The following is a 15703-nucleotide window of genomic DNA, read 5'->3' on the forward strand; positions in this document are numbered from 1 at the left end:
GCGGCTTCTTCTTCCCCATGCTCTCCATGATGAACATCATCCTTCCGGGGCGGGAGCCCCTGATCTCAGATGTCCGTCAAAGCGGATCAAGCCCACGGCCATCTCACTGGACGTGCGCCGAGCCTGACCACAGCGCTGAGATCGGCCGACGCGACCGGGCCGGCTAATCGAGAAAGCGCCGACGGCACGGGGTGAACCCGCAGGTGGTGACCGCACCGGAATCCCGGCCATAGGCAGTAGCCACACCTTAAACAGGCTCACTTTCTCCAGTCGGAACGGCAACCAAAAGCAGCTGGCTGTCCTACAGGGGTAGCTCGGGCTACCACCAGGCTTCGCGAAGGCTGTCCGATCTGAGCGATTGCCACAGCACCCCGGATTGAGTCGCAGTAGCTAATGTGAAGATGGGTAGGATCTTGGGCAGGCGTGTTTGGTCGCCGACATGCCAGGGCGCGGAGCGATCCGTGTCTGCGAGCCAGACACCAAAGGTGGCCGGTGGTGTGATCATCGGCAGATGATTGGCGCGATCGCGTCGTGCCCGCCGGAAGCCGGTCTGACCCCGGCCCTGGAGTCGAGCTGACGGTCCACCCAAGCCCACCCGCTATCAACAGGAGGATTGAGCGGACATGAGTACAGCCTCACCGAGGGAACCGTGCTACGGCTCCCTCGGTGAGTGCGGAGGGTCAGGTTAGCCCGTCAAGGACTAGAACTGTAGCGACCAGGCATCGATCTTGCCGGTGTCGTACAGGGCGTTGTCCCGTACGCGCAGCCCCCAGATCCCGTTTGCCAGTTCGGACGAAGCGTTCACCGTGTAGGTCGTGAGTAGGTTGTCGGAGCTACCGCCCGTGCCGTAGTTCTTGAGACGGTAGGCGGTGCCGTCGGGAGCAATCAGGTCTACTTGGAGATCGCCTATGTAGGTGTGCTTTACGTCGACGGAGACTGCGAGGGTTGTCGGTGCGCTGCCGCTCACGCCGCTCACGGTGATGGGGGAGTGGGCAGTCATGAAGTCTGCAATGGTGTAGTCGGCGTTGTTCTCGAATTTCTTGCCGGGGGGAGGTGTAGTGATGCTATTGACGAAGAGCAGCCGGTTTGGCGATCCAACTCCGGGGTCGGAAACGGTGCCAGTTGTGGCGGCGGTGGTGAGGGCCGTCGAAACCTGCGCCGGGGTAGCCGAGGGGTTGGCGGCGAGGTAGAGGGCTGCGGCTCCGGTCACATGGGGGGTGGCCATGGATGTGCCGGAGATGGTGTTGACCGCGGTGTCGCTGCTGTTCCACGCAGAAGTGATCGAGGAGCCGGGGGCGAAAACGTCCAGGATCCCACCGTAATTGGAGAAGCTGGAGCGAGCGTCTGTGTTCGCGGTGGACCCGACGGTGATGGCCTCGGCGACCCGCGCCGGCGAATAGTTGGAGGCGTCGCTGTTCGAGTTGCCTGCTGCCACTGCATAGGTGATCCCCGAGGCAATGGAGTTGCGCACTGCCGTGTCGAGTGCGACGTCGGCTCCGCCCCCTAGACTCATGTTGGCCACAGCCGGATGGACAGCGTTTTGCGTTACCCAGTCGATGCCGGCTACCACTTGGGCGATCGTGCCTGACCCCTGATTGTTGAGTACACGCACAGCAACAACAGAGGCCTTCTTGGCGACACCGTAGGCGTTACCAGCCACCGTTCCGGCGACGTGTGTGCCGTGCCCGTGACCGTCCTGGGCGGTGTTGTCGTTGTCTACTGCGTCGTAGCCGTACCGTGCGCGGCCGCCGAAGTCGTTGTGGCTGATTCGGACGCCTGTGTCGATGATGTAGGCGGTTACACTCGTCCCTGCGGAGTCCGGATAGGCATAGCTTCCGTTCAGCGGTAGAGCTCGTTGATCGATGCGGTCCATCCCCCAAGAGGGCGGGCTCGGCTGGGTCGCTGAGAGAGACACGCGGCGATTTTGCACCACCGCTTCCACTGCCGGATCGGCGGCGAGCTGCCGTGCTCGGGAGGATGGCAGTGTGACGGCGTAACCGTTCAGGGCTGACTGGTAGGTCCGCTCGATCTGGGCGCCGAACTTATGGACGATGGCTCTACCAGAAGGTGAAGCGGCACTCGATGTCTTCTTGAGGATAATTATGTAGCTGTCTTTCACAGCTTCGGGAGAACCTGAGCCATGTACATGGCCCTCAAAAGAGGCGTCGGTTGCACGTGCCGCTACCGAAGGCGCCGAGCCGATCCCTAGAGCGAATGCGGCTATTGCCGCGACCGTTGCAGTCCCGGCGATCCTTCGCCGGGTGATACGCAGCAGTGCCATACAAGTTCCTCCTTGTTTGTGGTGCGCTGAACCAGGAACATGCCAGCTGGCTGGGCAGATTCGCAGATACGCCGTTGCCGTTCGAGCCTTTCGGCGCTTGCATGACAAGTGCGTGCTTTTCTGTGCCCTGGCACTGGGATCAGCCCGCGTATGTGGGGCAGCAAGGAAGTGCTAAAGGGCGAATGGGGCTGGCACAAGCAAATGGGTGTTGCGGTCAACAGTCGTGCCACGGCGTCTCAGAGCTGACTCGCCGCGGTGCTGCCAGTCGTTTGCGGCCAGCTCACGGGCGAGCGCGGCCAAAGCGACGGGAGAGTCCAACTCCCCGCCGTGGCTTGGCGGCGCAATGGTGTCGACAATCGTTGTATAGATGGACAGGTTGCCCGGAGCGGCGGCTATTTCGATGAGTCTGCTCTGCTGCGGCCAGTCGATATGGGAAGCTGTAGTAATCTCCCAGAACCCTCCGATGGCGTCCCACGTCGCGGGCCTCGCATGGGGGCGGATGCGGTTTGCGTGCGTATGGCCGCTAATCAAGGCGATGACGTTGGGGAAGCGCAGCAGAGTGTCACGCAGCTCTGTGCCATTGACGCGTGGCGCTCCCCACCAGGAGTCTGCGGTGTTGTCCATCGTGTCCAGCGTGTGATGGCTGAATATCAGGAAGAGTCTGTCTTCGGCGTCGTGAGTGACGCTGCTGCCGTCCTCCTTTAAGTACCGGTGGCTGCCGGCACGTAGTTGAGAGCGCAGCCACTGATGCTGATCCGCATCCAGCGAGCCATCCGCACCGCCGTTGCTATTGACTGTATCCAGCACGAGGCACCGTACAAGGCCCTGGTCAAAGGCATAGTACGCGGTTCCGTATGAACGGTTTTGTGGCGTGAAACCATGCCCAACGGGAACGCCATCCGTTGCGAAATGTTCGGCGATGGCCTCTTTTCTACTTAATAGGCGTCGGCGCGCATCCGGTGACACAGTCCGAACGGGGCCATTGAATGCCGCTGCTAAGGCATCGCCGGAGTATCCGAGTTCGGCCGCGGCTGTCAGAGCTGCCTCTGGCGAGACCGGCCAGCCGACTGCCTTGGAGGAACGGGTTGCGATCTCGTTCAGCAGCCAACTGGGGGGAACGTTTCCTTGGACTAAACCGTCATGGTTGCCGTACACCGCGTACCACGGCATGCCCAACCCTGCAGCAATGAAAGGCCGACGCGCAGCATCCAGGAGCCCCGGTAACTGCGGATATCCCCACAGGCCGGAGGGCCGGTCACCTGAGGCTGCTGGGTCAGGGTGCCAGTAAGCGGCATCAAACCGCGCCAGATCCGCAACACCCTCCCATCGGGACAGATCACCCGAATCAGGTCGGATCACCCCACCGTCCAAAAGGTCTATGTACCAGCGGACTTCGTTGAGCTGTACATTATCTACACTGTCACCGGTGACTATGGTGAAGGCTAGGGGCAGCCCAGTCGACGGCCCACGTCCTATCTGTCCCACCGCACGGACCATCGCATCGACAATGTGGGTTGACAACATTTCCTGAGGCCGATAGGAACCCGTTAGAAGTCGCCCCAGAGTGCTCCCACCTGGATCCCCGTAGCGGTCCAAGAACTCCACCCTGGCCGGAGACTGAGCATCGATCACATGCAGGTCAGTGAACTGCGCGAATGCTAGAAGCGGACGCGCAGCTGAGAATGCTAGGACGCCTCCCAGATCGTTCCTGACCGCGTGTGGTTCGCCAGGACCTTCCACGAGCGGCCGGTAATTTCCAGTACCTGCCGGCCCTGGCAGCAGGGTCCGGCTCAAGGTAGTCAGACCATAGGCTGTCTCGGCCGCGGTTGCTTTCCCTGTCCCCAGGTCCAGTGTGGCGGCAGCTGCCGCCAGCGCGGTTGCACCAAGAACGCCACGACGCGTAAGCATCTTCCCTCATCTCTGCCCAGTGGATGAGTGACTCATCCAGAAGAGAACTGCTAACCGCGTCCTTCGTCAAGAGAGCTGACAAGGTAAGGTTGCTTGCTCTTGGCCTGCGGCCCAGGGACTGTTTCTCGGATCATGTTCGGAGCCAGATGATGAGGGCTGCGAAGGTGAGGGTGCCGAGGTAGATGTAGGCACGTTTCTCGTAGCGAGTTGCGACAGTCTGGAAGCCCTTGAGGCGGTTGATGGCGCGTTCGACGGTGTTGCGCTTCCTGTAACGTTCGCTGTCGAGGCCGTGCGCCGGCCGCCTCGCGAGCTGCGGTTCTTGCGGTGTCGCTGCTGGTCGAGGCGTTCGGGGATGGTGTGCTGGATGCCGCGTCGTCGCGGTTGGCACGGGACGCGTAGGCCTTGTCGGCAGGACATGATCGGGCGGGTGCGGGGTCGGCCTGCCCCGGTGCGGGGGGCACACGGCCCTGTTCCAGCAAATGGCGAAGTGGTGGGCCGTCGCCGTAGTGGCCGGGGGTCGGGGGTCGGGGGTCGGGACGAGAGTGAGGGGCCGACAGCGCTCTTGGGCTGCGAGGTGGTTGGTGGTGAAAATTGCCTCGGGAGCGTCCCAGGCACTCGCCGATCGGACCAACTTCGCCAGCAGGACTGCCAGTTTCCGCAGCACCGGATCGACCTGATTCATTCCCCGCATGCTCCCCCTTTGAGTCCCCGCGACTGCCAGTGTCTTCCGCGCGCCGGCGGCGTGCTGGTGGGCCCGTACCGCGGTCGAGTGCACCGATACATCCCAGTCGATCCGGCCCCCGGCGTCCTCAGCGGCCTGGATCCTGAACAGCGGCATCGCCCAGGTCCCATCCGCCGACCAGCGGCGACGCCGCTTAGAGACGGCCTCCGGACCGAACCGCTCCGGCAGGTCCGCCACTGGGCACCCATCCGCACCCGATACAGCACCCCGTTGATCACCCTGCGGTGATCACACCAGCGGCCACCCCGCGCGCCACCGCGAGGCAGGAACGACTCCAGCCGTTCCCCCGCGTTCCTCAGCTCCCCACTGGTCGTGCTGTGCCGAGCCCCCAACCAGCCGCTTCGCATGGCAAGACGCCGTGCTCGTGGCAACCGTCTCTCAGGCGGCTGCCGCTGAAAGCTGGGCAGTCATCACGGCAACGGGCCGGTACGGTGTGCTATTTGACCGCGGAGCAGGTGCAGATCGTCGCCGCCAAGCTCGCGGAGTTGAATGGTCAGCATCAGCGCCGCTCTCGGACGTTCAGGTTTTGCGATGCTTCTGTGCTTCATCAAACGTCCCGACGTCAGATAGCCCTGCTGGCCGCTCAGGTGCCCGGAACGGGCGGTCAGGAGCGGCGGATTTCCCGATAACTCATAGCCGAGGTCCCGCCGCAGTTGCCTGGCCTCCCGCAACGAGTCACCCATGGCACTTCGAGCGCACACCACTACCCGGACGTCGGAGGTGCCAGCCGCGAAGACACCGGCCCACTGTTGCCGTCGGCCGAAGAGCTCGAGACTACATCAGGCTCGCAAAGCGTCCTTTTCTCTTCGGGGCGATTCCACCCGCGATCTACACCTGGAGGACTGACTGCTGTTCGCCTTTCCACTTGACAGGGTCGGATTATCATGGCTCAGCCTGGTGGGCGGTTGCCCTCCAACATGCGGATACGCCGGAGCCGTGCGCGACCGTCCGCTCCGGCGAGAGGTCTTCAGAGCTGTATGCCTTATAGCTAGGGCCCGTAAATGCCGTCGCCTTCACGCTCCTGAGGACCTGGCCCTGGCCGTGCCGGCCGACACCAATTCCCACACCGGCGCTTCTCGGTTCCTGCCCTGGACGCACCCACGCCCAGGGCCCCCGCTCTCAAAGGAAAGTGCCGTGTTAACTTCCTTTGCCTGCGGCGTGACTGCTAACTGAGAGAGCTGTCGCCATGATGGTCATCTGGGGGTTTACCTCTGGGCAGCTCGGAAGAGTCGATCCGTCCACTATGAGCACACCGTGTACTCCGCGCAACCGCCCCATGTCGTCCGCCGGGGCGATCTGGGGGTCGGCGCCCATTGCCACCGTCCCAGTGGGATGGAACGCTGACAGATGCAGCCGCCGTGCGGTCACTGACGCGAGGAGCTCACGGAGTTCATACGGTGTTCGGGCGTTCGGCAGGCCAGAGATCCCTGTGAGCACTTCCTCGGCACCTGCAGCGAACAGGACATCTCCCATGGCCTGTACCGCTCGCACCAGACGCTGCGCGTCTCCTGGATGCAGGCTGTAGCGCAGAAGGGTGCGGCGTGCTCCCAATACGCGACCCGACGGACGGTCTGCGACTATGGCGCCAAGTATAGCGAAGTTTGCACTTTGCTCCAGTTCGGCCCGCAGTCGGCGTCCCACGCCCGGAAACACGAATGATCCCATGCCCGCTGGACCAGCCGTCGCCTCGATGAGGATCCTGTCCGCGCGATGCTGTTCGATTCCTGCACTCTGCAGTACGCCCTCCCAGGCTGCGATCCGCTGAGAGAAGCGACCGGCCACGCTCGTCGCCGGATGCACAGTCAGGTTGCGACCGGTACGGGGGTGACTGCCTAACCCTGAACGCCGCAGCAGTGGTGGAGAATGCAACGCTCCTGCAGCAACCGCTACCAGTGGAGCGAGGATTTCGAAGCAGCTGCCATCAGGACGCCTGGCTGCGACGCCGTATGCGCGCGCGCCGCCGGGGCGATCTCGTTCGCTCAGTATCCGCACGACATGTGCTGATGTAACGATACGCGCCCCATTCGCGCAGGCGTCGGGCAGCACCGACAGCTGGACGCTCTGCTTGGCGCCTGTGGGACAGCCGACTACGCACTCACAAGAACCCCTGCAGCCGGGGGCGTTGCGCCGTAAAGGCCCGGCCGGCCACCCGAGGCGCTCGGCGCCAGCCAGAGCTGCGAGTCCGTTCCTGCCCAGGACGTCGAGTGGCTGGGCGGACACACGCAGGGTGCGCTCCACCTCATCAAGATGCCTCCCGAAAGCTGTAGCGTCAGCAATGCTGAGGCCGTAAGTTTCACGCCAGCGAGCCAGGACATGATCTGGCGTGCGGTAGCAAGTACCAGAATTGACAATGGTAGTGCCACCTACCGCGCGCCCGACTGGAAGGAGTATGGGCGGATTGCCCAGCGCCACCGTAGCGCCGCCGTCGCGGTACAGCTGGGCGAAACGCATCAATGGTACCCCGCGTTCGAAATCAGCCGTGCTATACCGACGGCCTTCCTCAAGAACAACCACATCCAGTCCGGCCCGGGCAAATGTACGTGCGGCGATCGCGCCACCCGCACCAGAGCCGATCACGATGGCGTCCGCGTAGGCACGGTCTGGCCATTCAGCTGAATGCACACAGTTCAGCGGCGGGTCTGCGGGCGCCGACAGGATCGCCCGCGAGGGTTTCTCCTGCAACATGCGGGCTGTCCCGGCAGCCATCATCACCGGCACCTTCACAGCATCCAGCACCATCATCATCGCGGGATGGGCAGCAAGTGACGCCAGCACCTGTTCGCGTTCCGACGGCGTGAGTGCCAGCAGCCGCCGCCCCATACGCACGGCAGCATAAAAGTCAATGGCTCGTGCGGCCCCATGTATCCCGGTACGAACCGTTGAAGGCATGGAATCCAGCATGTCGTCAACCCAGTTCGGCACGCTGCTCGGCCACCCTGAGCTGCCATCATCGGCGATTAGGGCAGCGATCAGCCCTCTGAGACTGCGACTCATCGACTCCCAACCTCCGCGTGCGCGCTGCCATCGAGAACCCACTCCGCCTCTGCGCGCCATCGCCCCCACCAGCGCTGCAGCACAATGTGCGCATCCGCAACCTCGCTATTGCGGCACACTGCTGTCCCGCCGTCGGGGTCTGTATAGTGAAGCGCCAGGGTCTGTTCTGGCGGCTGAGTGACCCGGACCTTGATGCGCCGTAGCCCGGCTCGTCCACTCACCGTCCACACAGGCAACCCAATGCGTGTCCGGAAGCGGCGGAAGCCCGCCCAGCCAAACGCGCTTCTCTCGGCATGACGCGGCCAGGCGCGGCCGTTGTGGAGTAAACGGAGGAACGTCAGCGGAGGCAGCCGCCCAAGACCCGGCCGCGGAGACACAGCAGCCACGACCTCCAGTATGTCGCCACCCCCGAGGTCTGCATGCAGCCAGGCCCACTGCCGGGCACTGCCATGCCCGTATATCCGGGCAGAGGCGCCTGGGGCGTTAACAAGATGCAATTCACCCGAAGGGTGTCTAAGAATTCCGCTGTACTGGGAGCGGGCGGCCGGAAGGATCTGCACGCCAGGCAGCAGCTCATGCTGCCACGCCCACCGTGGAAACGTGAACAGTGGCTTGCTCTCGGTTCGTGCCGACAAATCCCAGGCGAACCCTGCCGCGGATCCCCGCAAGTAGGTGGCGCCGGCCACGACCTGGCAGGCTTCGAACCCGAATCGATTCTCTTCCCAGCGTTCCGGGCCAAAGCGAGCATGTTCCACAGGCCCGTGGGGAGGGAAGACCGCCACCCATCCGTGGGCGTAGGCCGGGGAGCCGTCCGTCGGTGCGACCATCTCGTGATGCAGCCACACGCCGGTGCGAGTAGCGGGGTCGGTCAGTGTGGTATACCACACCTCGGTACGGCCCGCAGCGCCATTCCAACGAGGGGACACCAAGCCGGTACTCCGACGTCGGCCGGCGGTCCGCAGGCGGATGCTCGCCAACAAAGGAAGGAATCCAGTAGCAAGGCTGAAGCGGATTGTTCCTCGCCCTACTTCTGCGCCGTCTGCCGAGATGGTGAACGGCAGCGTCGTCATCGAACGGATAGGGCGACGAGCGGATACCGACTTCCACCCCTCCAGTGTGTAGAAGCGTCCTCCTGCGGAAAATTGAAGTCGATATCGAATGCGGTGGCGGGGAATCAAAGATATTTCAATGTCGCCCCGAGCCTCTAAATCGTTTGCCCACCCGGCGACGCGGACTCGGCCTGCCAGTAAGCCGCTAGTTGTACGATGCGGCAATAGTAAACGATCGGCACGCACCGACAAATCGAGACGCACCGCACGCCTCTCGTCTTCTCCGGCGAGCTGCACCGACCCGCTCATGGTTTCTCGAAACGTTATTCCGGAACCGGCCCTCATACGATGCCCAACCCTTCAAGCATGACGCGCTCCGTGGCCATCAGATACTCCGTGGCCGCAGTATGCGCTGTCGCAGAGTCGCCCGCAGTGACCGCTGCGATCACTGGTGCAAGGCGATCGTATGCTGCACGAGCGTCGGTAAACGGCCCCGCGAGCCGGTCACGCACAGGCGTATAGGCGCTGAGTAGCGTATTAGTCAGCAATGCGTAGACGCGGTTACTGCTCGCCCGCCCCAACGCGCGGTGGACATCCATTTCTGCCAACTGCACTTCCTCCGGGCTTTCGCTTGCGGAGACCGCGGCCAACAATTCGATCAACTCTGCGCGCTGCACGCTTGTTGCCTTTTCTGCGGCACGCGACGCGATCAGTGCACCGACGCTGCGACGCACTTCAAATATCTCGACGAGCCAACGCGGATCGTGCTTAACTAGAATCGGTAGCAGGTCGGCACCGCCCAGCCTTGCGTAGTCACGCACTCGCGTTCCCACGCCGTGCCGGGTTTCCAACAGGCCAGCCTGCAGCAATCGGCCGAACGCATGCTTAAGAGTCGTGCGAGTTACCCCGTAATGCTGAGCCATTTCACGTTCAGGGGGCAGTAGCCCTCCGCTCGCATGACGGCCGCTCAGAATATCTTTGTGCAACTGCTTTTCCAGCACGTCGACAATCGTCTCGCGGGGCAGCATCTCGTGGTTCCCCTCTCCATGTTGGATGAGCCACTGAACCACGGCCGCGCAGAGGAGACAAGCCTCTTGCAAGGACGTCGAGCGTTTAGCCCAAGCCCCTAACAAGCTGGAGTTGGCTGACTGGGACCTTCTCCCCGGCGGAGGACCTTCCTCGACCTACATGCCCTGATCGTAGAGTCGCTGAGGGCAGAGTGACCGGCCAAGTGCAGGTAGCGTGGCTGCGCGGCGGTTGCAGGCACGCAGGAATCTACATGGCATGGCTAACCGTCCGGGATCCACAGCCCACCGCCCGCGCTTGCACCAAGTGGCCATCCACCAACCTTGCTCGGGGTGCGCCGGGTTTTGTGAGAGTCCTGCGCGAGGCGGATCCTGCCGGACGGCGCCGTCGCCGCGTGCGACTGGTCGGCAACTTGCGTATCGGCGGCGCAGAGTGAAGGTGCAGGTGAGTTGCCGGTCTGGAAGGCCGGCTTGCGGTGACTGCCGCCGGCCTTGCCGAGCTGCTGTCAGGGCCTGACGCTGCCCGCACGGCAACGGAACCGGTGCCCCAACCGCAGACGCGAAGGCCTTGGCAGGACTCCGGCCTGGCCACCGTCTGCGCATCAAGCACCGGGCTCGTCGTCCCGCACCCAAACGCCCAGCCGGGCCCTACTGCCCGGCGAGGAAGAAGACAACGTCGAACACCGAGACGTCCGGGCCCGCGTCGAGCACACCTTCACCCACATCAAGCACTACAAGATTCTCCGTGACTGCCCGTCAGCGCGGAAACGGCCTCCACCACGCGGTCCAGGCCGTCGCACCTCGCCATGGCGGCATGACCACACCGGCCCGGCACGCCAGCACCTTGACATGGGCACAGCGATCAGCTTCTCTGGCAGAGAGACTCATCCAGTTCGGGGTAAGGCTCCCGGCGACCTCGGGAGCAGCCCAGTCCCCATCGAGTGCGCCCACTCCCATCGGAGACGTCGCCACAAAGCGCGGTGAACTCTGGGGCACACCAGCAAAGCGCGGCGGATCCGATCGTGAGGTCCCACAGTGGCGCAGCACGTCCCTCTATCCGTGCTGGCAACGCGGCGGCCTGCGACCGAAATCAGCACAATCACGTCTCCATAGATGAGGTTCTCTATGTCTCTCAGTGGAAAAACCGCAACGGTTCGAGCGCTAATGCTGACGGTCTGCGCAGCCGCTTCGTTGTTCTGCACTAGTGCCCCAGCAAGCGCTACCCGTGATTCGGATGGCTACATAGCGACAGCCATATTCCCAACCCTTATGACGCACAATCTGATGCTGTTACCCAGTGGTATCACTGACTGGGAGCCGGACTTGCGTGCCCGCCTCGTAGGCGAGGCTAGTTATCTTAAATCATACGATATATTGGTCTTGACCGAATTGTTTGATAACAGCGCCACGGCAGAGCAACTCTTTCCCAGGCTGATTGACCAGCATCCATACCGCACGCCGGTGGTCGGCCGCGGCTCCTTTGGGTGGAATAGCACTAGCGGTGGTTATTACGGACCACCCCTTGAAGATGGTGGAGTGGCCATATTCAGCAAATGGCCCATTCGCTACCGGTCCCAGCACATATACGGCGGCGGATGCGGGGCTGACTACTGGGCAGCCAAAGGGTTCGCCTACGCTGTCATAGATGTCGCCGGCACCCGGGTCCACGTGGTGGGAACGCACCTGCAGGCCAACGATTCGGGCTGCGATGATGGCGAAGCCCAGCACGAAAGAGCCGACCAAATGAACGCCATAACTTCCTTTCTAGCTCAACGTGCTATCCCTACTTCCGAACCGATTATCATCGCTGGGGACTTCAACATCCGCTCCACAAGCAACGAATACACCCAACTCCTCGAGCGCTTGCAGGTGAGCTCCCCTCCTGTATCCACGTCTTCTGTCAGCTACGATCCCGCGACTAACTCCATCGCCAGGTACCGTGATCCAGGAGGATCTCCCGGCCGACTGGACTACGTCTTTCTTCGCACCGATCACGCTCGTCCAGCACACGGCTGGGCGAACTGGGTCTTCCCTTACCACTCTTCGCCCTATGCGATGCGCGGCCGTAACTTCTGGGACTACTCAGACCATTATCCGGTCGTCGGCATGGCTACGCCCTGATCTCCTGGTGTTCTGAGTGTGGATTTCCTCCAAAGAACTGTCTCATGCAGTGTTCGGGGAGGGAGTCTGCGCTGCTGAAACTGACGTGCCGAGTGGTCGGTGCTGAGGGTTGGACGCGGCGCGTAAGTTCGCGCCTGGGATGACAAGGCTGGCGCGAGCGATCCTCTCTGTGGTGAGGTACCGGATGATGGCTTTTTGCGTCGTCGCGTGTACTCAAGGAGCGCATCGGGAGGTTTCCGGACAGCACAGCCTTGGCGCGGGGCAGAGTGCTTCTGGGGGATCGTGTCGACACCGCTATCGGGCGAGCCGTGTACGGGCTTTTTCGCGCGGTGCTGTACGAGCACGTTGCCGGCCCCACCCGCCCGGACCTTCGTGCTGATACCGGAGAGTTGTCACCCGCTGGTCAAAGCAGCGACTCGCCTCCCTTGGATCATCGGAGCTCCTCAGGGAGATCCCTACGCGAAGCCACCCCTAGTTTCCGATAGGCATTGCTCAGATGGACCTCCACTGTTTTCGGCGTAACGAAAATGCGCTGGGCGATTTCCCTGTTGGAGTATCCCTTAGCGGCGAACTCGGCAACTCTGCGCTCGCTGGGAGTGAGCGATTCCAGACCTTTCATAGCAATGCGTCGCCGCCGGGCTCCTGCAGCCACAAGCTCTGTATTGGCGCGATCACCCCAAAAGCTGACACCGCATCGTTCAAAAAGCGTGCATGCGTCCTGCAGTGAATTCCGCGCATCTTTCCGGTACCCTTCGCTCCGAAGGATACTCCCTTGATCCAACAAGGCCTTGGCCAACTCAAGTTGCGCAGAGGACTCTCGCAAAATAGCAACCGCTTCTTCGAGGAAATGTAGACGCTGGCTCCTGGGACTTACGACCCCCATAACGCGCAGGGCGCGACCCAGTGCTCGTGGCGCGCCCCAAACCCGAGCAAGTTCTACTTCTTCGGTGGCGTATTCTATGGCTTCGCCGGCTCGGCTCAGCGCGTGCAAACACAGGGCTGTGTCAGATCGCCAAGGAAGAAGCGCTGGATTTCTGCAGCACTGAGCATCGGCAGAAGCTCCCACGGTGAGACTCTGAGTCAGTGCTTCCCCGTAAGACCCCGATTCTCGTAGCAGGCGTGCTCTTCCAGCGGATACAAGGATTTCCATACCACGTATCCCGGTGCCATTCGGGATCGCCCATTCCAATACCTTTTCCGCTTCTCTGAAATTTCCCTGCTCTATCAGGGCTTCGGCGAGGTAGGCACCCGTTGCCGCACGTCCGAGACTGTGGGCGCTGAGTTCATCAGCTCGGGCGGCTTCGCGCATATCCCGCTCAGCTTCTTGGGGAAAGCCGCGCCAAAGTAGGCTCAGTCCGCGGAAACAGTAGGCGGGTGCGAGGGTTGTTATGGACCCAAATCGGTGCGCTTTGCCCACCGCGGCATCAAGCATGGCAGGGGCCTGGGGGTGATCAGCGGCGACGAGGACGTGCCATGCTGCTGCGGCGAGATGGGCGACCGCTGGTTCACTCAGGAGCACATCTTCTGACAGACAGCGCATAGCGTGAGGCACTGCCTCGGGATCACTCATGTAGAACTGCCCGAACGCAATAGCACAGTCAATCATTTTCCCTGAGCGACTGTCCGTCTCTGGTAGATCTTGCAAGCGGGATACGCATTCGGCGATATCACCCGGATTGCCAGAAGTGATACGGCTCATTGCGGCGAAAGATTCCAGCTCAAGACTAAGTTCGGATGTTGGAGAATCAAGATCAGAAATTGCATCGCTGATGATCCTTAGCGCCTCTTCACTCTCCCCTTGAAGGTGAAGAGATACAGCAAGCATCGCCGCTAGGTGGTGGCGTTCCTCTTCGTGCTCAGACAGGTCCACCGCCTTCCTGAGATAGCCAGCCGCATCGGAGAGCTCTAGCAGGTGCGATGCGGCGCCGAGCAGCGTGAGAACATCGATCCGGTCTGTCCGAGAAAGCGGTTCTTCCAGACAGCGAAGCAGATAAGTGCGCGTGGCCTCTGGGGAACCGCGGGACATTGCAAATTCTGCAGCAGTCCGCAGAGTGATATGGGCAGTATTAATCGTTGCTGGAGGTATCTTCAGGAGGTGCGCGGCTACCCTCTCAGGCTCCGCGCCGGCCTCATCGAGGAGAATGGCGGCCCGTTCATGCATGGCGAGTCGGTCCGTACTTTCCAGTGCCTCCTCGATAGCTGACCGTACTAGAGGATGAACAAAACGAACTCGCGGCGAGTGCTCCGAGCCTGCCACATCGATCGACACCATGCTTGTGCGCGTAAGGTCGCTTGCAGCAGCTGACCCTTCAGCGGCAGCGAGCCCCGCCAATGCCGCCGCTTTGTTGAGCTCCGCGCCGTCGCCAAGAACTGCTGCGGCTTGCGCCAAAGCCGCCGAAGCCGGCTCCAACTGTGCTAGGCGCAGCTTTACTCGCTTACGGACGGCCTGCGGCCCTATGCTTTCCACTTTCGATAGGTTACCGATTGTGGGTGAAACCTTTTCAGTCGCGAAGGCGTCTGACAATTCCCGGATCCATAGCGGATTTCCGCCAGTTGCTTTGTGGCATGCCTCAGCAAATGAGTCGTCTGGCTCTACGCCGAGAAATTCGTGAATCAGCTGCCGGGTACTCTCAACGCCAAGCGGGAGGAGACGCATAACGTGACACGCTGAGTCTGAACTGAGAAGAGTGAGGAGCTTTGCTGCAGCTGCTTTCTCACCTTCGGGACGAAGGCTGAAGATGATCGATACCGGGATATCGGCTAGGCGGGGAAGTAGGTACAGGAAGAACCGGAGGGACGGCTCATCCGCCCAGTGTAGGTCATCAGCTACAAGCAATACTGGACTATCCTGGCAAACATTAACGAGAAGCCAGAATAGGCCGTTGAGAAGGGGGAAATCACCTCGCACTTCCGCGCCGTTAGATGGGCTAGGGCTGCCTGGATCTAGGTGGGAGGAATTCCACTGAGTTCCGAGCGGAAACAGTTCGCGTGCCTGAGCCGCTGGTCCTGACAAGAATTTATCGTGTTGTTCGGGCGTCGCCGAAACGAGGTGGGTCTCGAACAGCTGCCGTACCAAACCGTAGGCAAATTCTCTTTCCAGCTCTGTTCCCCGAGCAGAAAGCACTTGAATTCCCATGGCACGCGCAATGGAGGATGCCTCGCTGAGTAGACGGGATTTGCCGATCCCGGGCATTCCCTCGACTGCCAAAGCTGCCCCTGCGCCAGTGGTGAGCCTTTTCACATGTGTGGTCAATACCTCAATTTGTGGTGTGCGCTCCAGCAGGTTTTTCGCGTTCGCCATGGCCTGATTATCTCGCGGCCCAGATGTTTTGGCCACTGGAACAGCGGATGCATCTGAGAACCGCGGATATGAGGCGGGTCTGGGCTTTAGAACGTGGTGTCGCGTGCGCGGTGAACACGCTGGCTCTGTGAGCGTGGGGCTTGCCCCAGCTGCTCCTTCTTGCCACGGTAGGGGGAGGCCGGGTCGGCTAGGGTCTGTTGCGAAAGTGGATCTTGTTCGTTGATGATCACGTCCTGTGGGACGTGGGGATCTGACGAACGGCCAGTGGGCCCGGCTTGAGCC

General features: G+C 61.9%; 7 protein-coding genes and 2 pseudogenes. 2 read left to right on the forward strand and 7 right to left on the reverse strand.

Annotation, left to right across the window (positions count from 1 at the left end):
• Positions 1-700 precede the first annotated feature (700 nt).
• From ACIGXE_RS36690 to ACIGXE_RS36715, 6 genes and pseudogenes are all read right to left on the reverse strand, one after another.
• Positions 701-2281 (reverse strand): S8 family serine peptidase, encoded by a 1581-nt coding sequence (locus tag ACIGXE_RS36690; protein WP_399754472.1) that lies wholly within the window; start codon positions 2279-2281, stop codon positions 701-703.
• A 171-nt stretch (positions 2282-2452) separates the two neighbouring features.
• Complete coding sequence (locus ACIGXE_RS36695) at positions 2453-4189, reverse strand: TIGR03767 family metallophosphoesterase (RefSeq protein ID WP_399754473.1); 1737 nt, start codon at positions 4187-4189, stop codon at positions 2453-2455.
• 130 nt (positions 4190-4319) lie between these two features.
• Positions 4320-5230: pseudogene (locus ACIGXE_RS36700) on the reverse strand (IS5 family transposase).
• A gap of 111 nt (positions 5231-5341) precedes the next feature.
• A complete protein-coding gene (locus ACIGXE_RS36705) occupies positions 5342-5614 on the reverse strand; it encodes a hypothetical protein (protein WP_399754475.1) in 273 nt (90 codons plus the stop codon).
• A gap of 454 nt (positions 5615-6068) precedes the next feature.
• Positions 6069-7925 carry a GMC family oxidoreductase N-terminal domain-containing protein gene (locus ACIGXE_RS36710; RefSeq protein ID WP_399754477.1) on the reverse strand — a complete coding sequence of 619 codons (1857 nt, stop codon included), beginning with the start codon at positions 7923-7925 and terminating at the stop codon, positions 6069-6071.
• 1390 nt (positions 7926-9315) lie between these two features.
• Complete coding sequence (locus ACIGXE_RS36715; RefSeq protein WP_399754479.1) at positions 9316-10002, reverse strand: FadR/GntR family transcriptional regulator; 687 nt, start codon at positions 10000-10002, stop codon at positions 9316-9318.
• Between the two features lie 566 nt (positions 10003-10568).
• Here ACIGXE_RS36715 and ACIGXE_RS36720 point away from each other — a divergent pair.
• Both ACIGXE_RS36720 and sph read left to right on the forward strand, forming a co-directional pair.
• A pseudogene (locus tag ACIGXE_RS36720) lies at positions 10569-10807 on the forward strand (IS5/IS1182 family transposase); the annotation flags it as partial.
• A 461-nt stretch (positions 10808-11268) separates the two neighbouring features.
• Entirely contained in the window at positions 11269-12120 is an 852-nt protein-coding gene (gene sph, locus ACIGXE_RS36725) for a sphingomyelin phosphodiesterase (RefSeq protein WP_399754480.1), read from the forward strand.
• 430 nt (positions 12121-12550) lie between these two features.
• Here sph and ACIGXE_RS36730 read toward each other — a convergent pair whose 3' ends face one another.
• Entirely contained in the window at positions 12551-15421 is a 2871-nt protein-coding gene (locus tag ACIGXE_RS36730; protein WP_399754482.1) for an AAA family ATPase, read from the reverse strand.
• Positions 15422-15703 lie beyond the last annotated feature (282 nt).

The sequence above is a fragment of the Streptomyces sp. NPDC053431 genome, assembly GCF_044544925.1.
Lineage (GTDB): Bacteria > Actinomycetota > Actinomycetes > Streptomycetales > Streptomycetaceae > Streptomyces.

What these genes read in the sequence shown, in the direction of transcription:
- ACIGXE_RS36690 (WP_399754472.1), bottom strand. Translation starts at nt 2,281, where the DNA reads ATGGCACTGCTGCGTATCACCCGGCGAAGGATCGCCGGGACTGCAACG.
- ACIGXE_RS36695 (WP_399754473.1), bottom strand. Translation starts at nt 4,189, where the DNA reads ATGCTTACGCGTCGTGGCGTTCTTGGTGCAACCGCGCTGGCGGCAGCT.
- ACIGXE_RS36705 (WP_399754475.1), bottom strand. Translation starts at nt 5,614, where the DNA reads ATGGGTGACTCGTTGCGGGAGGCCAGGCAACTGCGGCGGGACCTCGGC.
- ACIGXE_RS36710 (WP_399754477.1), bottom strand. Translation starts at nt 7,925, where the DNA reads ATGAGTCGCAGTCTCAGAGGGCTGATCGCTGCCCTAATCGCCGATGAT.
- ACIGXE_RS36715 (WP_399754479.1), bottom strand. Translation starts at nt 10,002, where the DNA reads ATGCTGCCCCGCGAGACGATTGTCGACGTGCTGGAAAAGCAGTTGCAC.
- sph (WP_399754480.1), top strand. Translation starts at nt 11,269, where the DNA reads ATGACGCACAATCTGATGCTGTTACCCAGTGGTATCACTGACTGGGAG.
- ACIGXE_RS36730 (WP_399754482.1), bottom strand. Translation starts at nt 15,421, where the DNA reads ATGGCGAACGCGAAAAACCTGCTGGAGCGCACACCACAAATTGAGGTA.